This window comes from Neobacillus vireti, assembly GCF_036962345.1.
GTDB lineage: Bacteria > Bacillota > Bacilli > Bacillales > Cytobacillaceae > Neobacillus > Neobacillus vireti_A.
The window spans coordinates 219974-242493 of sequence record NZ_JBALNB010000018.1 but is presented as its reverse complement, the minus strand read 5'-3'; the positions used below and the strand labels follow the sequence as shown (position 1 = coordinate 242493).

Here is a 22520-nt window from a genome sequence, read left to right as displayed (position 1 = left end):
ACTTTATTGGGTCAGATCATCACACACCTGTCAGTTTTTAATAACTAAAAGTAAGTCTTACTAACTCTAAATCGCATTTGATGCAAATGATACCAGTAGATATCGTTCTATAAACTCAGTTTACCCACTTATCAAAATGGGTTTGCATTTTTACATTTCAACCGGATGTTCAGTTGTTTCCGCCATTCTCTGTTTCTTTGATTTTTTAAAATACAATAATTCATACACACATGGGATGACGATCAACGTTAAGAGGGTAGCGAGCGCTAAACCTCCAATAACGACAACCGCCAAGCTTTGAGAAACCAAGCTTCCAGTTTGAGATTCTTTAAGCAAGAGTGGAATCATTGCACAGATCGTTGCGATAGCGGTCATCATAATCGGCCGCATTCTCGTAGCCGTCGCTTCCACAATCGCCTCGCGAATCGTCATTTTTTCTTCGTTTTGTCTAACACGGTCAATCAGTACAATCGCATTTGTCACAACTATACCAATAAGCATAAGCGCTCCAAGCAGTGCCGTAATATCAACGGAAATCCGGCTGATTAAGATTCCTAAAATCGCACCGATGGCCGCAAGTGGAAGCGAGGATAAAATCGCAATTGGCGCTTTTATCGACTTAAACGTAATCACCATAATCAAAAACACAATTCCGATTGAAACGAGCATGATTAAGAATAGATCGGTAAAATCCTCCATCTGCTGGGCACTTGCCCCGCCAACAAGAACTTCTACATCTTCAGGGATATCCATTCCTTTTTTGTCTTTTTGATCTCCGAATAATTCCAGGTTAATCTTCGTCGAGATTTCAGAGAGCTTTGCAGGATCGACGGAAGCTGTGACGCGAAGGTACGTTTCACCGTCCTTATGAAATTGGCTGGTTGAGCTCTCAGCTTTTTGTAATGTTGCTATCTCGGATACTGGAATCATTCCGCTTTCTGTCATTATCGGAATGTTTTTCAAATCATCTTGTGTTTTGGTGTTAAGTAAAGGTTCAAGAACAACCATTGTTTGTTTTTCATTTACAGTGATGGTTCCAAGCGGTGTTTGATTAAGCATGACACCAAGCTGCTGGGCAATTTGCTGTGTATTCCCTTTTGCAGGATCGACGACTAACGAGTAGACGGTTTTCTTTTCATCTTGATTCGTTGTTACTTCCTCAACACCATCAATATCAGATATCGATTCTTTAATCGTGGTTGCTGTTTTTTCGAGTTGATTAATATCCTCACCAATCACATCGATGGTAATGTTCGTTGCCGATCCACCCATCATGAACGAAGCAGTAGCCACCTCTAATACAGCATCCTTATATTCGTCCTTTTTCTTCTCGATTTCTTTTAAAACCTTATCTGTATCTTCTTTATCTTTTAAAAGTATACTAATGACCGCTTCGGTAGGAGACCCGATTTGGCCAAATTGAGCGAAGTCAGCCGAAGAACCGACTTGGTTAAAAACATACTCAACCTCATCCATATCAGTGATCGAATTTTCAAGCTCAATTGCTTTTTCTTTGACCGTTTCAAAGGGTGTTTCATTTGGGTATTTCAAGGTGGCTGAAATAAAGTCTGCGGAAGAATTGTCAACCGCACCCTTTGGTACAGCAAAGTAAGCACCTATCGAACCGGCAAATAGGAGGAAGCTAATTGTAAAAACAATCCATTTGTGATTTAAAGACCATTTCACTGCTTTTGGGAAGCGTACCGCCGGTTTATGTTCTGGCAGTTTGGTATTTTTCAGCAACCCTGCACTCATCAATGGAACCACTGTCAATGCCACAAGAAGGGAAGCGAGCAAGGAATAGGTAACGGTTAAGGCAAATGGTAAAAGGAATTCTTGAAGTCCGCCGTTTAATAAACTCATTGGCAGGAAAACCGCGACCGTTGTTAACGTAGAGGCAGTAATCGCAACACCCACTTGTTTTGTAGCATCAATCACCATTTGAACTGAAAATTTCTCCGTTTGCATTTTGCGGTAAATATTTTCAATGACAACGATACTATCGTCAACAAGACGACCAACTGCAACTGCAACCCCGCCGAGTGTTAAAATGTTTAACGTTACCCCTGAACGCGACAGTAAGAACAAGGTAAAACAAAGGGAGAGCGGGATGGAAACAATGGTAATAAATGTTGTTCGAATATTGCGTAAAAAGATCATTATGACAATCGTAGCAAATAAAGCACCAAGCAGGACTTCTTTCATCATCGTTTGTACAGATGTTTCAACCATATCAGCTGAGGCAACATAGATCGTAGATTCTTGTGTTTCGTATTTTTTGTTTATTTCCTTTGTTACTTTTTCAATTTCTTTACTAATGGTAACAGCATTTGAATTGCTGTCTTTCGTTATACTGATACTTAATGCTTCGTTCCCATCGAAACGGTTAAGAAAATTTGAGTGTTTTGTTTCTTCAATGGATGAGATATCACTAAGGCTTACATTTGGTGCGACTGGCAGTCTTTTTAGTTTTTCGAGACTTGATAAGTCGCCAATCACCTTAATATTGCTTGTTTTTCCATCAATATTCTTTTCGCCGACTGCAATGGCAGTGTTTTGACCTTGAAGAATTCCCATTACTGTCTGAAGGGATATTTGGTTTTCGGCTAACTTTTGATTATCAATTTTTACCGAGATCATAGAATCAACCATTCCATAGGTTTGCACTTGGGACACACCATCAATATCTTTATATAATGGTTCTATTTTCTCTTTAACCAATTCAAGGTTTTCGGTCGTAAGGCCATCTTTAAAGGTTACAGCAATGTTGGAGATAGGAATCATGGAGGTATTTAGCTGCGAAATGATTGGCTTGGATATGTAAGCTGGGAGTGCCACATTTGATAATGCCTCTTGAACATCTAATTTTGCCTGTTTCATGTCCGAACCGGCTTCAAAAAATAAATCTACTTTTGAAAAGCCGTCTCCTGTTGAGCTATAGATGGAATTTTTTCCTTTAATTCCAGTAACAGCCCGCTCGATTGATGATGTAACTTCATTTTCCATTGTTTTTGAGTCAGTTCCTTGACCCATTGTGATAATGGTTACTTGCGGGTTATCTGCCGAAGGCAAAAACTCCATGGGTAACCGAAAATAACTAACGACTCCAATGATTAGTATCAAAATTGTCATTAATGAGACCGCGGCTTTGTTACGAAAAGCCCACTTCGTGAAAATTGACATAGGTATATCGCTCCTTTGATATAGTTAGAAAGTCCAATAGAATTTTAACACAATTCTGTAAATATTATCCATTATTTACTATTAAACAATAGAAAATTTACAATTTCTTCACTTGCATGGAATCAACACCGCCTTTTGAAAAAAATTCACAGGACTTATTGGGTATCAACGTAATCTGTGGATTCTGCTACCTAAATATCCCATATTTATATTGATTTGAGGAGACTGAATTTTTTCTACGACTTAAGTCTTACTGAGTGAATAGAACATTAATAAAAACAAATAAGTGCCAGGGCCACCCATATTTTGGTTAGTCCCTGGCACTTATTGTTTAGACGGAACTGTTATCAGTAAGCAAGTGAATTGATTCAGTTCAATCAAGAAATAATGCTTCAAATAAATCATATAATATCGTAATTTGCTTAATCAATTCCCTGTAATTAGGAGAAGGAAGGTTAGGTGGTAAACCAATGAAAGTTGAGTCTTTTTTTAGTGCATGCCCTAATAAAGTTGTAAGTGAGGATTCAATCGTTTTAAATGAAAAGATAAATCTTTATGGGGTTTTTGATGGGGCAACTCCATTAATACCATTCAAAGATGAAAACGGAAGGAACGGTGCATATTTAGCCTCGAATTTATTTAAAAATTATTTCTTAAGTCTTTACAAAAGGAACCTTTCATTAGTGGAAGGAATCGTGGCTGCTAATAGAATGTTGAAAGAGTACATGGAAAAATACAAGGTGAATCAGGAAAAATATGAAAATCTTTGGTCTACATGCGCTGCAATTATAAAGATAGAAGAAGACGGAAAGATTTCTTATGCTCAGCTCGGTGATTGTATGATTATAGCTGAGTATCAAAACGGAACCATAAAAGCCTTAACAAGGGATACAGTAAAAGATATAAGTTATAGAGCAAAGGCATGGCGTGAGGAGCAAAGAAAGCAAGGAGTTACAATTCCAGATGAGGAGTATTTTCAGGAGAGTACTCAACAGCTTATCTTTAATCGTTCATTAGCGAATAAGGAAAATGGTTACACTGTAGCGAATGGAAAAAAAGAAGTTATAAATTTTATCCAGCATGGTCAAGTAAATATCAGTGAAATCAAAACATTATTATTAATAACAGATGGCCTTTTTCATCCGAATTTTTCAATAGAAGAAACATTTAAAAAGATACAAGCAATCGGTTTACAAGTATACTCGATGGAATTAGAACAATATGAGAAAAGCAATAATCTTCGTTCAGATGATAAAACTGGGATCATGATAAAGCTTTTGTGAGGAGGAGTGGTCTATATGAACATTCAGGTTAAAACTTTAATATGGAAGAATATAACACTAATAAAAGAAAACAAGCAATGTCCGAAGTCGAATAACTTCGGACAATAAGGAGCTAAAAAAGCAACGTTGTGTCTGAAGCTGTGTCACCTTCGGAAAAGGGGGAGCCAAAAAAGCAAGTTCATGTCCGAAGCCGAGTAAACTTCGGACAAGGAGGATCCAAAAAAGCAAGGTCGTGTCTGAAGCTGTGTCACCTTCGGACAAGGAGGATCTAAAAAAGCAAGGTTGTGTCTGAAGCTGTGTCAACTTCGGACGAGGAGGAGCCAAAAAAGCAAGTTCATGTCCGAAGCCGTGTCACCTTCGGACAAGGGGGATCCAAAAAAGCTCCTTCATGTCCGAAGTCGAGTAAACTTCGGGCATGAAGGATCCAAAAAAGCAAGGTTGTGTCTGAAGCTGTGTCACCTTCGGACAAGGGGGAGCCAAAAAAGCAAGTACATGTCCAAAGCCGTGTGACCTTCGGACAAAGAGGACCATAAAAAGCAAGGTCATGTCCGAAGCTGTGTCACCTTCGGACAAGGAGGATCCAAAAAAGCAAGGTCATGTCCGAAGTCGAGTAAACTTCGGACAAGGAGGAGCAAAAAAAGCAAAGTCATGTCCGAAGCAGTGTCAACTTCGGACAAGGAGGAGCATAAAAGGTAGCAGGAACCTTTTCATCATAAACTTAATCAAAATATACGGCTTCAAGGGGATTTTTTAAGTATTTAAAGGCCATCTCAATTTGTGATTTTGTATTCCGAGCTATAGATAGAGGTGGCAGTTCGGTTTCTGCAAAGAACTTCACTTCACTTGTTTCGATCCCTGTAGCCGGCTGTCCGCCAATTATTTCACATTTGATAAAGATTTTGTAAACATGAAAAGCAGACGGAGGGTGTGGGTGGCACTTTTTATCGGTTACAGCTATTACTCTAATCGGTTTCACCGTAAATCCAGATTCCTCTTTTACTTCCTTAACAGCGACTTCACTTGGGGTATGTCCTATGTCAGCCCAGCCGCCAGGTAATGCCCATTTCCCATCGGTATTTTCACGGACCATAAGAATTTTATCATCTTTAAAGACAACAGCCCTAATATCAACCTTAGGAGTTGCATAACCTGTTTCACCTGCAAATAAATCTTTGATTACATGCTTGTCCATATCTGTGTAATGAACTAAAATATCAACGCTAATATTTCTTATTAATTCAAATCTCTCCAAGTCATAAACATCTTTTGAATATGTTAATCCCGCCTGCGCAATGGATTGAAGCTGTTTCGCCCAATCCAGCCATTTAGGTTCCAATATCAACACCACCAGTTTTTCTAAAAATATCTTCTATTAATATTTATATGAATTTATCAAAAATTTGCCACGACTATATTACTAATCATCTTATTTTAATGGTTAAAGTTACAAATGCATTACTTTTGACAATTGGATTCAATCTGAGTAAGGTTACCTAGTATAAATACAAACATTAATGGTAGCTGTATTTTTTACCACATTGTTCATGATAGGGTTAAAAACCATTACTATTAAAATAATTTTCTTAAGTGCTCATAGTAGAGTTGAACGAAACTATCATGTCATTACTAGGAGGAATTATTATGTCAAACTCTCAAACTTTAGATAAGCTCGAACAGCAAATGTTCTTAGATGTTATTCGGGAACGTCGATCCGTTCGTGCATACGATCCAACCGTGCAGATCTCACGTGAAGAAATGTCTGAAATACTGGAGCTGGCAACTTTGGCTCCTTCGTCTTCGAACCTGCAACCATGGCGTTTTCTAGTTATCGATAAACCAGAGTTGAAGACAAAGCTTTTGCCTATCGCGTTTAACCAACAACAAGTAGTCGAAGCTTCTGCTGTTATTGCGGTACTAGGTGATGTGGAAAGCTACAAGAAAGCCGAAAAAATTTATGGACAGGCTGTTGAAGCAGGTTTTATGCCGGCTGATACGGCTAAATCATTCATTGAACGAACAGTCAGCATGTACTCAAACTTGCCTCCTGAAGTGGCTCGCCAAATCGTATATACTGATGGAGGACTTGTCTCGATGCAACTCATGCTTGTCGCCCGATCCAAAGGATACGACACTGTACCTATGGGTGGGTACGATAAAGTGAAGTTCATTGAAGCGTTCGGAATTTCCGAGCAGTTTGTGCCGGTTATGCTCATTGCTATCGGAAAAGCAACGAAACCAGGACATCCTACTACGCGTCTCCCTATCGAGGATGTAACGTTCTTTAACGAAATGCCATCAGTTAAAGAATAATATAATACAAAGTTATTAAATGATAGAATAATATATCTATATTAAAAAGTCTGCTTTGTTGATGTTAAGGCTCTTTAAATCATTTTTACAAAGCCGACATTTTTGGGTTACTTTCATAAAGGCAATAGAAACAAGTTGACGGTTATCTGAATAGTATTGTAGAATAAGAATACAATTAAATAAGACCTCACTTTTTTGCAGTGAGGTAGAGGCGCGGTATTTAACAGTCTTTAGCGGAGTTTGAGAAGCAATGATGCTATGGAGAAGGAAATGTCGCCGAAGTGTGTAATATTCTCGGTATTACATGCTGGGTCTGTAGTTAAGAGCTGCAGGACTGTCTCAATAAACTCTCCGGTTTATTGGGTTGTGCTATCTCATGGGATAAAAGAGGGGACTTAAGGGCAACTATGGATAGTACGACCTGAGTTTATCTCAGGTCGTTTTTTGTTTTAGAATTTAAAAAACAGGGGGAGAGAACAGGATGAGAAACAAGGTAAAGGGACTTTTAGTTTTGTTGGTTTCTACTATTCTACTAGTAACAGGATGCGGGACAAGTAATGGTTCTGATTCTAAGGGATCAGAAGACAATACATTTAAGGTTGGGCTTGAAGCGGGTTATGCTCCTTTTAACTGGACCCAAAACGATGATTCCAACGGTGGTGTTAAAATCAATGGCTCTGCAGAATATGCAGGAGGATATGACGTAGAAATCGCCAAAAAAGTCGCTGAAGGTTTAGGAAAAGAATTAGTAATTGTTAAAACAGAGTGGGATGGCCTAGTACCAGCTTTAACTTCTGGTAAAATTGACGCCATTATCGCTGGTATGTCACCAACAGCAGAACGTAAAGAGACCATTGACTTCTCGGATAATTACTATACTTCAAATTTAGTAATGGTCGTGAAAAAAGGCAGCAAGTACGAAGGTGCAACTTCTATCCAAGATTTCAAGGGAGCAAAAGTTACAGCTCAATTAAATACATTCCACTATTCAGTGATTGATCAAATTAAAGGGGTAGACAAGAAAACGGCGATGGACAACTTCCCAGCAATGAGGGTAGCTCTTGAATCAGGGATGATTGATGGATATGTATCAGAGCGTCCAGAAGGAATTAGTGCATCCGCTGCAAATGAAAACTACGTAATGGTTGAATTTGAAGAAGGATTTAAAACTTCCCCAGATGATACGGCCATTGCTGTCGGTCTTGAAAAAGGCAGTGAATTAACAGATAAAATTAATGAAGTTTTAAAGGGTATTTCAGAAGAAGAACGTACAACTATTATGGATACAGCTATTAAGAATCAACCAGCTGCAGAATAGAAAATGTCAAAACCGGCTGTATTTAAGGATACAGTCGGTTTTATAAGGTAGAGGAGGATAAAAGATGAGTCTTGAGTGGGTCATAAAAATAATTGCAGAAAACTGGCCTATGTTCCTTCGTGGCGCTGGGTTAACACTATTGATTTCTCTAATTGGAACGATTATTGGAGCAGCAATTGGATTAGCAGCAGGGGTAATCCGCACCATCCCAATGCCTGAACGCGGTGCAAAAAAAGCCCTATTAAAAGTGATAAACGCAATTCTATCCATCTATATTGAATTCTTCCGTGGAACACCGATGATTGTACAAGCAATGGTAATTTATTATGGTTCTGCGCTAGCATTTGGTATCGATATGAATGTTTTTGCAGCAGCTATCATTGTTGTTTCGATTAATACAGGAGCCTATATGGCGGAAATTGTCCGTGGCGGGATTGTTTCAATTGATAAGGGGCAGTTCGAAGCAGCGCATGCAATTGGAATGAATCATCTGCAAACGATGTGGAATGTGGTATTGCCACAGGTGATTCGAAATATACTACCTGCAACAGGAAATCAATTTGTTATTAATATTAAAGATACATCCGTTCTGAATGTTATTTCCGTTACAGAACTATACTTCGTGACAAAATCAATTTCTGGTAATAACTTTAGATATTTTGAATCGTTTTTCGTAGCATGTATGATTTATTTTGTCATGACCTTTATTGTTACAAGAATATTGCTATACATTGAAAAGCGTTTAGATGGATCTGACAACTATACGATGATTGGAAACGAACCATTACAAAAATAAGGAGGGGAGAATATGGAAAAGATTATTGATATTCAGCACCTTAACAAATCCTTTGGAACACATGAAGTATTAAAAGACATTAATTTTTCGGTGAATAAAGGGGAAGTTGTCACCATCATCGGTTCTTCAGGATCTGGTAAGTCGACGCTACTTCGTTGTATTAATCTTTTAGAAAAACCAAGCGGCGGACAAATTATCTATCATGGTGAAAATATCTTGGATGACAACCATAATGCAACGGACTACCGGAAGCATTTGGGTATGGTGTTCCAGCAATTTAACTTATTTAACAATCACAATGTGCTAAACAACTGTGTTGTAGGGCAAGTGAAGGTATTAAAACGCTCTAAAGAAGAGGCCGAAAAAGTAGCGATGAAGTACTTGAAGGTGGTTGGGATGGACAAGTATATTAATGCGAAGCCAAAGCAGCTTTCCGGGGGTCAGAAACAGCGCGTGGCGATTGCCAGAGCACTTTCGATGGAACCAGATGTGATGTTATTCGATGAACCAACTTCAGCTCTTGATCCAGAAATGGTCGGAGAAGTTCTAAAAGTAATGAAGGAACTCGCAGGTTCTGGTCTTACGATGTTAATCGTGACCCACGAAATGGAATTTGCCAGAGAAGTTTCGGATCGTGTTGTATTTATGGATAAGGGAGTTATCGCAGAAGAGGGAAGCCCAGAACAAATTTTCAATAATCCAACACAAGAGCGTACGAGGGAATTCCTAAAACGGACGTTAAATTTATTACAGTGATTATAGACAAAAAAACCATAAAAAATGGAGCCAGTATTGAAACCTGGCTCCATTTTTATTAGAAATATGATTAAATAATCCGCGCGATTACCATACCAGAAATTTGTTTGATTTTTTCCTCTAAAGCCGGAATAACATCACCATTTACTTTATTATCAATGTCAATCATTGTATAAGCATATTCTCCTCGGCTTCTGTTAACCATATCCGCAATGTTTAAAGTGAAACTAGATACAGCAGATGTTATCTGTCCAACCATGTTCGGAACATTGTGGTGAAATGCAATGACTCGGCGCTTTCCTGTATAAGGAAGATAAGTATTTGGGAAATTCACTGAGTTTTTGATGTTTCCTGTTTCCAAAAATTCTTTGACCTGACGGGCAGCCATGATTGCACAATTTTCCTCTGATTCTTGTGTGGAAGCCCCTAGGTGTGGAATTGGAACTGTATTTTTCATTTTCAATATCGCTTCGTTCGGAAAATCAGTAATATATTTTCCAACTTTTCCGCCTTCAAGAGCAGCTGCCATATCATTTTCATTCACAAGCTCACCACGAGAGAAGTTTAAAATATGAACTCCCGGCTTCATCATGCTAAAGGTTGCTACATTAAACATACCTTTTGTGTCATCGGTTAATGGTACGTGCACCGTAATATAATCAGATTCAGAGAATAATTGTTCAATGGTCATTGCTCTCTGTACTTTGCGGGATAAATTCCAAGCAGTATCGACAGAGATAAACGGATCAAACCCGATTACATCCATATCTAAATCAAGTGCGTCATTCGCTACCAGCGCACCGATGGCTCCTAAACCAATGACTCCTAACGTTTTCCCTTTAATTTCTTTTCCAACAAACCTATAAAATGGATTACAGCAAGCTCATCAACGAGCATAAACAATCTGGTGCGGATGCAACGATTTCTGTTATCAATGTTCCTTGGAGTGAAGCAAGCCGTTTCGGTATCATAAATATGGAGCCAGAATCAAAAAGAATCATCGATTTTGAGGAAAAACCAGAAAAACCAAAATCTAATCTTGTCTCTATGGGAATCTATTTGTTTAATTGGGCTATATTAAAAAAATACCTTGAAAAAGAAGAAAAGAATCCCTTTTCTTCAAAAGACTTTGGTAAGGATATCATCCCAGCTATGTTACGAGATAGCTGCCATATCCATGCGTATTGTTTCAGTGGGTATTGGAAAGATGTTGGGACAGTCGAGAGCTTTTGGGAAGCGAATATGGATCTATTGTCGGCACGGACAAATCCGATACTAGTAAATGAGGAATGGAAAATTTATACCTCTGGACTGCCTCAGCCGCCTATGTATCTTGATGAAGAAGGGTCCATGCATAAATCAATCATTAGTGAGGGCTGTGTTGTGTTTGGAAGAGTTGACAATTCTGTTCTCTTTAATGGTGTCCGAATTGCAAAAGGGGCTAAAATCAAAGATTCTGTTATACTGCCAAATACCATCATAGGTGAAAATGCAGTTATCAATCGTGCCGTGATCGGTAGAGGTTGTGTAATAGAGGCAAATGCTAAAATAGGGGACTCTGCCCCGTTCAGTGATATTACCTTAATTGGAGATCATCAAACCATTCAAAAAAATCATCCTATAGAAAAAATGTTTAAATAATTCTAATAAGAAGCAAAAAAGCTAATCTTGTCTGATTAGCTTTTTTGAAGGATCTTTTCTAAAACTACTGGAGGTTATTATATTCTTCCTTAATCTTTTCTCCTGTATGGTCAAACTGTTCTCCCCAATGGTCATTTTTAGTTGTAAAAATGACTTCGCCATCTTTATCAATCATCCCATATCCTCTATAGGCTACATCACCATTTTTCATGCCCATGAAATCAATTAATTCGAGTTCTGGATCAGAAACGAATGGGAGGCTTTGACCAAAAGCTTCTGTTAACTGATTATATAATTCAAGCTGTTCATCGGGAGAATCATTGCTAACAATATACATATCTGCATCTAGGTCTTTTAATTCATCCAAATTTTCATGCAACTGAACCAGTTGCTGCTGGCAAAGTCCTCAGGTATAGGTGGTAATAAAAAAGAAGACTGTTGGTTTTTCTGAAGGAAACGTTACTTCCTTTTGATCCTGGTTTAGTAATGTCAATGGTTCGTTAAGTGTCTTTTGTCCACAAGCAGATAATACAAGAACCGCTAGAAGGAATAAGACAAGAATTCTTGGTTTCATCTTGAACTCCTTTTATTTTTTGAATATGAATAAAAATCAATAAGTTTATTGTAGTGTAAACAGTACTATCTAGCAAATAATTCAGCTTATTCTTGTCAAAAAATAAAACCAGATTGGAATGTCCATTCTGGTTTTTACTCACTTATTTTTTCTCAGCAAGCCAAGATGCAACTGCATCAGCATCTTCACCTTTAAGAAGTCCCCCAGGCATACCGCCTTGTCCCTTTAAAATAATTTGTTCGATTTCATCTTTAGAGTACTTTGAGCCAATCTTATCAAGATCCGGTGCTCCGCCGCTGACTAAGTCACCACCATGACATGAAGAACAGCTTTGTTGAAATAAAGCATCTCCATCACCTGCGTCAGCTGTTTGTTCTTGTTCATCTGTAGTTTGTTCCTGAGTATTATTTGTGTCTTCTTTTGTTTCATCATTCCCACCGCCACAAGCAGTAATAAGGCCAAGAAATGCAACACATATGATTCCATAAAGCCATTTTTTCATCATATTCACCTCCAACTACCAACTACTAGTAGGCTTTCAAATATCGCTTCTAAATATTCGAATGAATACCTATAAAATCGCTATAAAAACAAAATAGCTGTCGAAATGCTTTCGACAGCTTTTACCGTTTGATTTTTTTACTTTCATCCCAATACCTGACACTTTCCGTCTTGCCAGTTGGTTCTTTTTGGCCACATTACCTTCTCCATCGTAAAATACTTCGTATTCCTGATAAATTTCAACGTAATATCCGTCCATTTTTTCAACACTGTCCAGCCTATTTTCCAAAACCGGTATTTCGGTTGAAGGCTTTATTTCTACCGGCTGTGCCACTGCTGGTTCACTGGTTGAATAGGAATAGCCACTATGAATAAAGGAATAGGGTGAATCAAGATAGGCTACCAAAGCAACAAGTATACACAGGATTATAAACGTTGTGAAATGAGAGAGCAGTTTCATTTATCTCGACTCCTTTAACAATACATCCTCGTAACCTATCTTATGCATGTCCTTTTAACATATGCTAGTTTGTTTTTAAAATTAAAGCCTTTGAACGATAAAATTGATAAAGAACTAAAGCCAGAATCGAAATGATTGCACCTGATATATAGGGTAATCCAATCGATAGCGAGAATAACCAGCCTCCTAATGGAGGACCAATAATTCTTCCTAATGAATCAAAGGAAGAAAGCAGACCTGTGGCACTTCCATGTCCAGCATCTGTTGTTTTCGTAAGCAGGGAAGAGACACTTGGACGAATGACGCCGTTACCGATACCAAAAATAGATAAAAATATTGCTGCCGTTGCAAAACTGTCTACAAGCAGGATTAAACCGAAACCTATCGCGGATACAATGATTCCGCCTTGTATAACTTTCCCTTCACCATATTTCTTTGTTAACTTTCCAACCAAACCGCCTTGTACTAACGCACCTGCAAAGCCCATGATCATAAAAATATACCCTAGCTGAGTGGCTCCTAAGCCAGCTTTTTTGGCAGCAAAATAAGCAAATGTTGCTTCAAGACCAGACAGTGATAAAGAAATCAATAGCTGTAATAAGAACAATACGGCCGCAGGTCCTGAAAATGCTTTCCATCTCGATGAAATTTTACTTTGCTGAATCTCTTGATTATTTGTTTGTAAAGATTCTTTTAATAGAAAGAAAATGATCACTAATGTGATTAACGAAGAAGCTCCAGCTAAATAGAAAGGCATGCTCATGCTTGCTTTTGAAAATATACCGCCAATCGCTGGTCCAAATACAAATCCTAAACCAACTGCCGCTCCAATAATTCCCATACCTTTTCCACGATTTTCTGGGGTTGTTATATCTGCGACATAAGCCATTGCGGTTGGCATATTAGCAGAAGAAAGAATTCCACCGATAATTCGGGCCGCAAACAACATCCAAAGTTCAGTAGACATTGCTTGAATAAAAAATGATAAGGATAATCCGGCAATACCAATCATCATGATTGGTTTACGTCCAATCCGATCAGACAATTTACCCCAAAATGGCGCAAAGATCAGTTGCATTAATGAATAAACGGCCATTAGTAATCCTAGCTGTGTAGGGGAGGCACCCATTTCTTCAGCATAAAAAGGAAGAACGGGAATGATAATCCCAAAACCTATCATGACTAAAAACATCACTAAAAATAAAATAGGTAAAGCTCTCTTTGTTTCCAATAACTCCAACTCCTAAATAATTTAAACAGATCAAATCTCTATGTCTCGGTTGATACAAATTTTGACCGCTATGCTTAGGATAATAGAAAACATGAAATGAATACAAGTATTTCAAGTTTTATTTATATATTATTTTACAAACCTCAAAGATTTTTTAAAATAGCGGGTCCATCACTCAGATAGCAATCATATATCAGTTGCTAGCAAATGTGTAGCAGGGAGGGTGACAGATAAAAAAAGAGCACACACCCTTTGAATGGATATGTACTCTCTATTTAACTGCCTTTCGAGTTGTTTCAGACGCAAGGTCTGCAAGGATAACGAGGATCATATAACAAAGTAACAGTAACGTGATTTGAGTATAATCAAAATAGCTCATTGCGAGTTTAAAATCCATCCCCAGCCCGCCTGCACCAACAAACCCAACAACGATTGTAGTTCTCATAATCACTTCCCAGCGATATAAAATATATGTGAGAAATCTTGGGAGAACAATCGGCAGTATTCCATAAAACATAATTTCGATTTTTGAAGCACCAGATGTGGATAAATTTCGGATTGGCCTAGGGTCCATATCCTCAATTACTTCTGCCCAAAGCTTTCCTAAAATACCAAAGTTATGAAGAGCAAGAGCTAAAGCACCAGGCAAAATGCCAGGTTTAAAAATAAAAATGATCATCATCGCCCAAACGAGTTCTGGAACCGCTCTAGAAAAGATATATGTCAGTCGAATAAAGCCGAAAAGAATCCAATTCAACCAACTTTTTTTCAAAGTAAGACTGCCATTCGCGATGTTTCTTGCTGCAGGAATAACGGTAATAAAGGCAACAACAGTTGCAAATCCTATTGCCATAATACTCATTTCAAGCGTTTCTAACGTTAACTTTAAGGCCGCAGTCCAACTCTCACCATTAAGAAAAGCTGGATTTTCTTGATCGACACCAAAGAGTCCGCCGAAAAACTTTTTTGCATACTCCAAATTTCTTTCAGATAATAGCTCAAATAAATTAGCCTTTTCCGCCAAAGTAATATACACCCACGAACTAACGATTAAAACTAAGGAAAACAGAACGGAAAACCAGCCATTTCCAAAACCTTTTCGCCTTTTATGATCGGTTAATCCTCCACGAACAAAGTTGCTCCAGCTATCTACAAAAATAACGAGGGCAATGAGAAAAAAAACATATGTCCATACGGAATTATATTTCAAGTCCGCAAGAGCTAATTGGATTTGGAAACCTAATCCCCCAAGACCAACAAAGCTCATAATCGCTGAAGATCGAATCGCACATTCAAACCTGTACATCGTGTAACTAATGAAATCAGCCCAGACCAATGGCAGGTAACCATAAATCAATGTCTGGAGGCGAGAGGACCCTGCAGATTTAAGTGCCATAATGGGTTGTTCTGGGACATCTGTTAACATATCTGCAAATATCCGTCCGAGAATCCCGCCATAAGGGATTGCAAGAGCAAAGATTGCAGCAAAAGGGGAAAGACCCACCGCAGCAACAAAAAGCCATGCCCAGATTAATTCATGAATCGAGCGAGTAAAACCTAGAATTCCTCTAAATACCACTTTCGAGAATATTCTAGAAAACTTACTGGAGGTTAATGTCCCTGATGCAAGGACACCAGCAATAAATGCATAGATAATGGCTAACGACATCCCTGCAACTGCATATGCGAGAGTTATCCATGCAGATTCCAAACCAACCAATAAGATGCCAGGATCTAAATTTGGCTGGATCAATCCTTCCACTATTTGCAGCATGGTTGGAATCCCGCCGGCATGATATAGCTCAGCGTTCCAACGAACCGAGGAAAGACTCCAAATAAAAACGAAAAGGAACAGTAATGTAAGGATGAATCTTTTATGAAGCCGAAGAGAGGGGATAAGTTTCATCATCTTAAACCTGCTCCTTCAATCGGTATAATTCATTTAAAAGTTCATCGGTTACTTTTTCCGTTGGCAAATCAAAAAATATCTCCCCATTTTTGAGTGAGATGATTCTAGTAAAGTATTTACGGGCGTATTCTACAGAATGCAAGCTTGCCAATAATGTTTGTTTTTCCTCTGTAACGATGTTGGTCAACATCGCCAGCACATCATCTGCCCGAGCGGGATCAAGAGAAGCGACTGGTTCATCTGCTAGAATAATCTCCGGTTTTTGCACCAATAATCTAGCCATTGCAACACGCTGTTGTTCTCCACCTGAAAGTGTCGCTGTAATTTCATATGCTTTATCTTTCAGTCCAACTCGTTCTAGTGCTCTAATCGCCACTTCTTTTTCTTGTGGAATGAGCAGAGAAAAGATTGATTTGATAAATCCCCACTCAGATAATTTACCTGCCAGAACATTATGAATCACGGCCAGAGGACCAATTAAATCGAATTGCTGGCGAATGACGCCTATCTTTTTAGCAAATCGTCTGCCGCGTTTATAGGTGCCCAGAGGCTGACTATCAATCATGAGCTCTCCGCTGTGCAGCGGAACAAGGCCGGCAATTGAGTTTAAAAGGGTTGTTTTTCCAGCACCACTAGGACCAATTAAGGCAACCAATTCACCTTTTTTAATAGAAAAAGAAAGGGAAGATAGGGCTATCTTCCGCTCAAACTGTTTTGTGATATTTTTCGCTTCAATTATAGTTTTTGAAGACATGTAACAACACCTACTACTTAATTATCTCTAATTCTTTTGCTACTGTTTCAATTTTTTCATAGTTATCATTCTTTGTTTCGATAAACTTGTCTGTTTGGAATAAATCAGCAATTTCTTTTGAATCGCCGGGCATTGAAAGAAGCGAGTCTTTTATTTTTTGCTTAGATCCTTTTCCGAACACTTCTTCAACATTACTATTGATTGTCCAGTTATAGTCGTAATAATCTGGAGTAGTGTAGAAAACCTTTACTTTGCTAGAGTCTACTTTGCCTTCTTTTACTGCAGCTTCCCAAACGGATATATTTAACGCACCTGCTTGGAAAGAACCAGATTCAACTAACTTATACGTTGTATCATGGGAGCCTGAGAAATTTGGCTTTCCATTAAAGTCTGTATTCGGATCAATGCCTTCTTCAGATAAGAAATAACGCGGCATTAAATGTCCTGATGTCGAGCTTTCACTGCCAAAAGTAAAAGATTTTCCTTTTAAATCAGCTAGTGTGTTAATTCCTGAGCCTTCTTGGGTAATAAATACAGATTTGAATTCTGCGTCACGTGGACGTTGAACAATCGACTCAGCATCTGGCACAAGGTTCCTAGCTTGAACACTTGTTAAGCCGCCAAACCATGCTAAATGGATTTCTCCGCGCTGAAAACCTGTAACTAATGCTGCATAATCAACGGAAGGGACAAATTCAACCTTCATTCCTGTTTCTTCACTTAATTGCTTAGCGACCGCATCCATTCCTGTTTGAAGGAATGCTGCATTTTGATCGGGAATCGCACCGATTTTAAATACTTCTTCTGTTTTTGTTTCTTTACTTTCTTTCTTTCCTACTGTTGCTTTATCATCATTTTGCCCACAAGCTGCTAATGTAAGTACGAGCATAAACAAAATAATTCCTGATACCCATTTTTTCATAAAACGATCCACCTCATAATGTTTGTTGTTTAACACAGTAGTTTTGTCCTTGCCATTATGATTATAATGAATTGATTATCTCTATTAAATTCATTTTATCTATATAACGTATTGATACTTATCGGAATTACCGATAAGAAAATATGGATCAGATAGTAATCCTTAAGAATAAACACTAAACTCCTGCCTTTTACGCAGGAATTTAGTGTTTTTTTATGCGATGACCGTTTGTGATCATTCTCCGACATTCCAAACTTTTTGTTAATCAATCTTAAATCACCATATAATACGTACTTAAATACATCTCTTGAAATCGGTATACTAATAGAGAGGTCAAGAAATTAAAAGGATAGAAGGGATTTAAAATGAAAACCGACGTTTATTGGACAAAATTGGATTATGGAAATTGGGAACTATATATGGCAGCAACTTCTAAGGGACTTTGTTATGTAGGTTCACAAGGTAAAGCTTTTGAGGAATTGGAAGAATGGGTTCAAAAGCGATATCCCGGAAGGAAACTGATCAAAAATGACGAGGCCATGCAGCCTTATGTGGTGGAGTTTATTGAATTTTTTCAAGGAAAACGAGATTCTTTTTCAATACCTCAGGATTTAAAAGGAACACCGTTTCAAACTGAGGTATGGAATGCATTGTGTTCCATTCCATATGGAGAAACGTGGACCTATTCGGATATAGCAAACGCTATACAAAGACCTGCTGCGGTTCGTGCAGTAGGTACAGCTATCGGGGCAAATCCAAATCTATTAATTGTACCTTGTCATCGAGTGATCGGAAAGAATGGAAAACTAACCGGGTTTCGCGGTGGATTGGATATGAAGTCAGCGCTTTTGCAGCTGGAGCAGGGAAACATTGGAAATAAAAAATAATAAGAGAAAACAAAAACGGTTTAGAAGCTCTAGAAAAAGGAATGATATTCTTAGGATACTTTTTATTAAGAAGAAGAGGTGAGCTTTATGGAAGAAATCCAGGAAGTTAGATTTTGTGAAAATTGCAGTAGAGAAACTGTCCATATGGTAAGAGAAGATCCACTGGAAATAGAGTATATCTGTAAGGAATGTAATGACCACCAAGAAATGTTTAAATCATTTTTCTAAATTGAAGAGTTTCGGTTGACCATTAACCAGATCTTGTACAAAATTTGGACGACTATTGTATGAACCCTAACCACATCCTTACATATCATAGCAGTAACATAAAGGAGGGGGTACATTGGTGACGAACCCTAATAATGTTTCGATCGGGACAATTTCTGGCGGTATTGTTAACTTTGGCGGTGCGGTTTACATTTCACCCATCTCCATCACCAAAACAAACTCTAGCTCTGGTGAGGATAATACAAGTCCGACTCCTGAAAATGAGTTAATGGTGAATTTCCAAAAGCGCTGCTAAGTGAGCACCGCTTTATTTTTTGTGGAAGAGCACGAGGTTTTTTAGCGAGTTTAATCAAAAAATTACCCCGTAAATGCTAGATTGGTGTCTAACCTATACGGGGCATTTTATCGGTTTGGGGATTACCTGATTTTTATTGGATCATTTTTAATCAGCACTTTGACTAATTGTTTTTTGAGCTTTTACAGGTCTCGCTACATTAAACACAATATTTAAGAAGATAGCCGTTAAGCTTCCAGCAACAATCCCGTTATTGGTTAGGATTTTAACGCTTTCTGGCAATTGTGCAAATAAATCTGGGACAGCTGTCACTCCAAGACCCATTCCAACTGAACAAGCTATAATTAAAAGATTTTCCTGAGAAGCAAATTCTACTTTACTTAACATTTTGATACCGTACGCGATTACCATTCCAAACATTGCCACCATCGCCCCGCCTAATACAGGAGTTGGAATAACAGTTGTTAAGGCACCTATTTTAGGTACAAATCCTAAAATGACTAACATCGCACCCATAGTATAGATAACATTTTTCGTTTTTACACCTGAAAGCTGTACTAGACCGACATTTTGAGAATAGGTGGTATAAGGGAAAGCATTAAAGACTGCACCCAACATAATTGCTAGACCTTCTGCACGATAACCTTTCGCTAGATCATTTTCCTTAAGTTTTCTGCCAGTGATATCACTGAGGGCAAAATACACACCTGTGGATTCTACTAAACTTACAATTGCAACTAAAGTCATAGTAATAACAGGTGTCCATTCAAAGGTTGGAGTACCGAAATAAAAAGGCTTAACCATATGGAACCATGAAGCCTCCCCAACGGCTGCAAAGTTTACCTTGCCCATCAATGCAGCTACAATTGTCCCACCAGCAAGACCTAATAGAATCGCAACGGAACGAATAAATCCTTTTGCAAAACGATAGAGAAGAATAATGAAAAATAAAGTTCCAAATGCTAGACTGATATTTGATAAGGAGCCAAAATCAGGGCTTCCTTGACCGCCGGCAATGTTGTTCATAGCCACAGGAATTAGCGTAATACCAATAATTGTAACGACAGATCCTGTAACGACAGGAGGGAAGAACTTTATTAATTTACTAAAGAATTGTGCAATGACAATGACGATTAATCCAGATACAAGAATCGAACCGTAAATGGCTGAAATACCATATTCACCGCCAATGGCGATCATCGGACCAACCGCAGTAAACGTACAACCTAAGACGATTGGTAAACCGATTCCGAAAAAGCGATTTTGCCAAACTTGTAGAATTGTCGCAATTCCACACATTAAAATATCTATGGAAACCAAATAGGTCAATTGCTCACCTGTCAGATTTAATGCACCGCCTACGATAAGCGGTACGATTACAGCTCCTGCATACATTGCTAACACATGTTGAATACCCAGTGAGGCAATTTTAAAAGGATGTTGTTTCATTGGATGACTTCCTCCATTTTATCAGTAATAAATGTTACTTCTCCATTAGAAAGAGAAGCGATTCTTGCTAATGACTCAACTCTTAAACCTTGCTCTTTTAATATTTGAGCACCAGGCTGAAAGGATTTTTCAATAACAATTCCAATGCCGGCAACAGACGCGCCAGCATTGTGGACCATCTCAACTAAGGCAAGAGCAGCCTGACCATTTGCAAGGAAATCATCAATTATAAGAACTTTATCATTTTTCTTTACATATTTTCTTGCGATTGCAAGTTCATTTGTTTCATTTTTTGTAAATGAATGGACTCTTGCGGTCAGCAAATCATCTGTCAACGTAAGAGATTTTCTTTTTCTCGCAAAAATCACCGGGACATTCATATATAAACCAGCCATAACAGCAGGGGCAATACCTGAAGACTCGATGGTAACGATTTTCGTAATTCCTTCACCAGCAAAACGCTGAGCAAATTCTTTGCCAACTTCATTCATTAAATTGGCATCTATTTGGTGATTTAAGAATGAATCCACCTTTAATACATTTTCATTTAGGACTTTGCCGTCCTTTCTAATCTTCTCTTCTAATAATCTCATTGTTTGACCCCCTCGGAAAAATAAAAAACCCAAATGCTATTGCTCACATCAGTTTTCGAGTGAGGCAATGCATTTGGGCTTATAGACCAATAATGGAACGCTTAAAAAAGCTCCATTTACATTACCCACTCATAGTCAGATTGTTAACGGCAATCTGGTAGAAACTTGCAGGCCATATTCCTGCGATTATATGAGTGAAGCCTTATTGAATTCATTCACATTATAAACATGATGGAAACGGAAATCAATACGTTTTTTCTCAAAAGACGAACAATATGATATTTTTAAAAACCTTCGTTCGTATTAGAAAAACGCTTTCTTAATAATGATAATTGGCCTCACTCCATGATTGAATAACCATTCATTATCAGTTACTATATAAATAGAAGTTTAATTCAGAAAATTCTAAACCAAGGAGTGTAAATGTATATGAAAAAAACAATCCCTGAAAATTGGTGGAACCAGCTACAACTGCCAGTTATCGCAGCACCAATGTTTTTAGTGTCCGGTCCAGAACTTGTAAAAAATTGCTGCTTGAATGGTGTAATTGGATCTTTCCCAGCCCCAAATGCAAGACCGATTGAGGTCCTTGATCAATGGATGGGTCACTTAAATGAGGAATTAGCAGAAGCTAAGGCAGCAGAGCCTGACCGTAAAATCGCACCATGGGCCATGAATATAGTTGTACATAGTACCTATAGCCGTCTTAAGGACGAGCTTGAGTTACTAAAAAAACACAAGCCGCAATTGGTGATTACTTCATTAGGTAGTCCAAAACAAGTAGTGGAGATTGTACATGAGTATGGGGGCTTGGTTTTCTCCGACGTAAGCAATTTAAAATTTGCTCAGAAAGCTGCAGAAGCAGGGGTTGACGGGTTAATTTTAGTAGCAAGTGGTGCAGGTGGACACTCAGGTCAGATTAATAGCTTTGCATTCGTGGATATGGTTCGATCTTTCTGGGATGGGATTATTGTGCTTGCAGGATCTATTTCTACTGGTAAAGGGATATTAGCCGCACAAGCAGCAGGTGCTGACCTTGCCTATATGGGAACAAGATTTATCGTTGCAACGGAAAGTATGGCACAAGATGATTATCGTGAAATGCTCGTCACTTCTACTCAAGAAGATATACTTTTAACGGATGCTTTTTCCGGAGTACGAGCAAACATGCTCATTCCTAGTATTGTAAAAGCTGGTCTTGATCCAGAAAAGTTGGTTAAAAAAGAAAAAGTTGACTTTAATGACATGGCGGGTAAATCCGATGTGAAAGCCTGGCGCGATATTTGGTCCGCTGGGCACGGTGTAGGTGCTATAGATAAAATCGAGTCTGCCGCTGATATCATAAACCGATTAGAGAGCGAATACTTAGAGGCACTGGAAAATGTGAACAAATCCTCTGCAAAATTAAGTGGAATAAAAGTGAAGTAACC

At 38.4% G+C, this 22520-nt stretch carries 20 protein-coding genes, 2 pseudogenes and 2 riboswitches; of the genes and pseudogenes, 9 read left to right on the top strand and 13 right to left on the bottom strand.

Annotated elements, in window-relative coordinates; all coding sequences use genetic code 11:
- Window positions 1-150 precede the first annotated feature (150 nt).
- Window positions 151-3183 carry an efflux RND transporter permease subunit gene (locus tag V7108_RS21935; protein ID WP_335569413.1) on the bottom strand — a complete coding sequence of 1011 codons (3033 nt, stop codon included), beginning with the start codon at window positions 3181-3183 and terminating at the stop codon, window positions 151-153.
- A 470-nt stretch (window positions 3184-3653) separates the two neighbouring features.
- Here V7108_RS21935 and V7108_RS21930 point away from each other — a divergent pair, with 470 nt between their 5' ends.
- Entirely contained in the window at window positions 3654-4466 is an 813-nt protein-coding gene (locus V7108_RS21930; RefSeq protein ID WP_335569412.1) for a protein phosphatase 2C domain-containing protein, read from the top strand.
- 718 nt (window positions 4467-5184) lie between these two features.
- On the opposite strand, the gene V7108_RS21925 is transcribed toward V7108_RS21930, so the two are convergent.
- Window positions 5185-5802 carry an NUDIX hydrolase gene (locus tag V7108_RS21925; protein WP_335569411.1) on the bottom strand — a complete coding sequence of 206 codons (618 nt, stop codon included), beginning with the start codon at window positions 5800-5802 and terminating at the stop codon, window positions 5185-5187.
- 305 nt (window positions 5803-6107) lie between these two features.
- Here V7108_RS21925 and V7108_RS21920 point away from each other — a divergent pair, with 305 nt between their 5' ends.
- From V7108_RS21920 to V7108_RS21905, 4 genes are all read left to right on the top strand, one after another.
- The gene (locus tag V7108_RS21920) at window positions 6108-6776 is read left to right on the top strand and encodes a nitroreductase family protein (RefSeq protein ID WP_335569410.1); all 669 of its coding nucleotides are present in this window, start codon (window positions 6108-6110) and stop codon (window positions 6774-6776) included.
- A gap of 198 nt (window positions 6777-6974) precedes the next feature.
- Window positions 6975-7156, top strand: a riboswitch (Lysine riboswitch).
- 101 nt (window positions 7157-7257) lie between these two features.
- Window positions 7258-8094, top strand: coding sequence for a transporter substrate-binding domain-containing protein (locus V7108_RS21915; RefSeq protein ID WP_335569409.1), 837 nt, complete (start codon window positions 7258-7260; stop codon window positions 8092-8094).
- Between the two features lie 64 nt (window positions 8095-8158).
- Window positions 8159-8890 (top strand): amino acid ABC transporter permease, encoded by a 732-nt coding sequence (locus V7108_RS21910; protein WP_335569408.1) that lies wholly within the window; start codon window positions 8159-8161, stop codon window positions 8888-8890.
- 12 nt (window positions 8891-8902) lie between these two features.
- Window positions 8903-9646, top strand: a complete 744-nt coding sequence (locus tag V7108_RS21905; protein WP_335569407.1) for an amino acid ABC transporter ATP-binding protein — start codon at window positions 8903-8905, stop codon at window positions 9644-9646.
- Between the two features lie 70 nt (window positions 9647-9716).
- Here the strand turns inward: V7108_RS21905 and V7108_RS21900 are convergent.
- Window positions 9717-10508 (bottom strand): annotated as a pseudogene (locus V7108_RS21900) (phosphoglycerate dehydrogenase); the annotation flags it as partial.
- Window positions 10509-10513: 5 nt separating this feature from the next.
- Between V7108_RS21900 and V7108_RS21895 the strand changes: the two are divergent.
- Window positions 10514-11287, top strand: coding sequence for a sugar phosphate nucleotidyltransferase (locus V7108_RS21895; RefSeq protein ID WP_335569406.1), 774 nt, complete (start codon window positions 10514-10516; stop codon window positions 11285-11287).
- Window positions 11288-11351: 64 nt separating this feature from the next.
- On the opposite strand, the pseudogene V7108_RS21890 reads toward V7108_RS21895, so the two are convergent.
- The 8 genes and pseudogenes from V7108_RS21890 to V7108_RS21855 all read right to left on the bottom strand — a co-directional run.
- Window positions 11352-11678 (bottom strand): annotated as a pseudogene (locus V7108_RS21890) (redoxin domain-containing protein); the annotation flags it as partial.
- A 15-nt stretch (window positions 11679-11693) separates the two neighbouring features.
- Window positions 11694-11861, bottom strand: a complete 168-nt coding sequence (locus tag V7108_RS21885) for a lipoprotein (RefSeq protein WP_335569405.1) — start codon at window positions 11859-11861, stop codon at window positions 11694-11696.
- Window positions 11862-12003: 142 nt separating this feature from the next.
- A complete protein-coding gene (cccB, locus tag V7108_RS21880) occupies window positions 12004-12363 on the bottom strand; it encodes a cytochrome c551 (RefSeq protein WP_335569404.1) in 360 nt (119 codons plus the stop codon).
- Window positions 12364-12432: 69 nt separating this feature from the next.
- Window positions 12433-12822 (bottom strand): hypothetical protein, encoded by a 390-nt coding sequence (locus V7108_RS21875; RefSeq protein ID WP_335569403.1) that lies wholly within the window; start codon window positions 12820-12822, stop codon window positions 12433-12435.
- Between the two features lie 64 nt (window positions 12823-12886).
- On the bottom strand, window positions 12887-14053 hold the full coding sequence (locus tag V7108_RS21870) for an MFS transporter (protein ID WP_335569402.1): 1167 nt from the start codon (window positions 14051-14053) through the stop codon (window positions 12887-12889).
- A 271-nt stretch (window positions 14054-14324) separates the two neighbouring features.
- Window positions 14325-15962: a PhnE/PtxC family ABC transporter permease gene (locus tag V7108_RS21865; protein WP_335569401.1), complete on the bottom strand. Its 1638-nt coding sequence runs from the start codon at window positions 15960-15962 to the stop codon at window positions 14325-14327.
- A gap of 1 nt (window position 15963) precedes the next feature.
- Window positions 15964-16716 carry a phosphonate ABC transporter ATP-binding protein gene (locus V7108_RS21860; RefSeq protein WP_335569400.1) on the bottom strand — a complete coding sequence of 251 codons (753 nt, stop codon included), beginning with the start codon at window positions 16714-16716 and terminating at the stop codon, window positions 15964-15966.
- 13 nt (window positions 16717-16729) lie between these two features.
- Complete coding sequence (locus tag V7108_RS21855) at window positions 16730-17638, bottom strand: putative selenate ABC transporter substrate-binding protein (protein WP_335569399.1); 909 nt, start codon at window positions 17636-17638, stop codon at window positions 16730-16732.
- A gap of 365 nt (window positions 17639-18003) precedes the next feature.
- Between V7108_RS21855 and V7108_RS21850 the strand changes: the two genes are divergently transcribed.
- Together V7108_RS21850 and V7108_RS21845 are read left to right on the top strand one after the other, a co-directional pair.
- Complete coding sequence (locus V7108_RS21850) at window positions 18004-18525, top strand: methylated-DNA--[protein]-cysteine S-methyltransferase (protein ID WP_335569398.1); 522 nt, start codon at window positions 18004-18006, stop codon at window positions 18523-18525.
- Between the two features lie 346 nt (window positions 18526-18871).
- Window positions 18872-19048: a spore germination protein gene (locus tag V7108_RS21845; RefSeq protein ID WP_335569397.1), complete on the top strand. Its 177-nt coding sequence runs from the start codon at window positions 18872-18874 to the stop codon at window positions 19046-19048.
- 147 nt (window positions 19049-19195) lie between these two features.
- On the opposite strand, the gene V7108_RS21840 is transcribed toward V7108_RS21845, so the two are convergent.
- Together V7108_RS21840 and V7108_RS21835 are read right to left on the bottom strand one after the other, a co-directional pair.
- A complete protein-coding gene (locus V7108_RS21840; protein ID WP_335569396.1) occupies window positions 19196-20497 on the bottom strand; it encodes a nucleobase:cation symporter-2 family protein in 1302 nt (433 codons plus the stop codon).
- The gene (locus V7108_RS21835; RefSeq protein WP_335569395.1) at window positions 20494-21090 is read right to left on the bottom strand and encodes a xanthine phosphoribosyltransferase; all 597 of its coding nucleotides are present in this window, start codon (window positions 21088-21090) and stop codon (window positions 20494-20496) included. The genes V7108_RS21840 and V7108_RS21835 overlap by 4 nt, the downstream gene beginning before the upstream one ends.
- Before the next feature lie 112 nt (window positions 21091-21202).
- Window positions 21203-21304: riboswitch (purine riboswitch) on the bottom strand.
- A gap of 215 nt (window positions 21305-21519) precedes the next feature.
- Between V7108_RS21835 and V7108_RS21830 the strand changes: the two genes are divergently transcribed.
- Window positions 21520-22518, top strand: a complete 999-nt coding sequence (locus V7108_RS21830) for an NAD(P)H-dependent flavin oxidoreductase (protein WP_335569394.1) — start codon at window positions 21520-21522, stop codon at window positions 22516-22518.
- Window positions 22519-22520: the final 2 nt, after the last annotated feature.

What these genes read in the sequence shown, in the direction of transcription:
- V7108_RS21885 (WP_335569405.1), bottom strand. Translation starts at nt 11,861, where the DNA reads ATGAAACCAAGAATTCTTGTCTTATTCCTTCTAGCGGTTCTTGTATTA.
- V7108_RS21850 (WP_335569398.1), top strand. Translation starts at nt 18,004, where the DNA reads ATGAAAACCGACGTTTATTGGACAAAATTGGATTATGGAAATTGGGAA.
- V7108_RS21830 (WP_335569394.1), top strand. Translation starts at nt 21,520, where the DNA reads ATGAAAAAAACAATCCCTGAAAATTGGTGGAACCAGCTACAACTGCCA.
- V7108_RS21905 (WP_335569407.1), top strand. Translation starts at nt 8,903, where the DNA reads ATGGAAAAGATTATTGATATTCAGCACCTTAACAAATCCTTTGGAACA.
- V7108_RS21920 (WP_335569410.1), top strand. Translation starts at nt 6,108, where the DNA reads ATGTCAAACTCTCAAACTTTAGATAAGCTCGAACAGCAAATGTTCTTA.
- cccB (WP_335569404.1), bottom strand. Translation starts at nt 12,363, where the DNA reads ATGAAAAAATGGCTTTATGGAATCATATGTGTTGCATTTCTTGGCCTT.
- V7108_RS21930 (WP_335569412.1), top strand. Translation starts at nt 3,654, where the DNA reads ATGAAAGTTGAGTCTTTTTTTAGTGCATGCCCTAATAAAGTTGTAAGT.
- V7108_RS21915 (WP_335569409.1), top strand. Translation starts at nt 7,258, where the DNA reads ATGAGAAACAAGGTAAAGGGACTTTTAGTTTTGTTGGTTTCTACTATT.
- V7108_RS21935 (WP_335569413.1), bottom strand. Translation starts at nt 3,183, where the DNA reads ATGTCAATTTTCACGAAGTGGGCTTTTCGTAACAAAGCCGCGGTCTCA.
- V7108_RS21895 (WP_335569406.1), top strand. Translation starts at nt 10,514, where the DNA reads ATGGATTACAGCAAGCTCATCAACGAGCATAAACAATCTGGTGCGGAT.
- V7108_RS21855 (WP_335569399.1), bottom strand. Translation starts at nt 17,638, where the DNA reads ATGAAAAAATGGGTATCAGGAATTATTTTGTTTATGCTCGTACTTACA.
- V7108_RS21835 (WP_335569395.1), bottom strand. Translation starts at nt 21,090, where the DNA reads ATGAGATTATTAGAAGAGAAGATTAGAAAGGACGGCAAAGTCCTAAAT.
- V7108_RS21840 (WP_335569396.1), bottom strand. Translation starts at nt 20,497, where the DNA reads ATGAAACAACATCCTTTTAAAATTGCCTCACTGGGTATTCAACATGTG.
- V7108_RS21865 (WP_335569401.1), bottom strand. Translation starts at nt 15,962, where the DNA reads ATGATGAAACTTATCCCCTCTCTTCGGCTTCATAAAAGATTCATCCTT.
- V7108_RS21875 (WP_335569403.1), bottom strand. Translation starts at nt 12,822, where the DNA reads ATGAAACTGCTCTCTCATTTCACAACGTTTATAATCCTGTGTATACTT.
- V7108_RS21860 (WP_335569400.1), bottom strand. Translation starts at nt 16,716, where the DNA reads ATGTCTTCAAAAACTATAATTGAAGCGAAAAATATCACAAAACAGTTT.
- V7108_RS21910 (WP_335569408.1), top strand. Translation starts at nt 8,159, where the DNA reads ATGAGTCTTGAGTGGGTCATAAAAATAATTGCAGAAAACTGGCCTATG.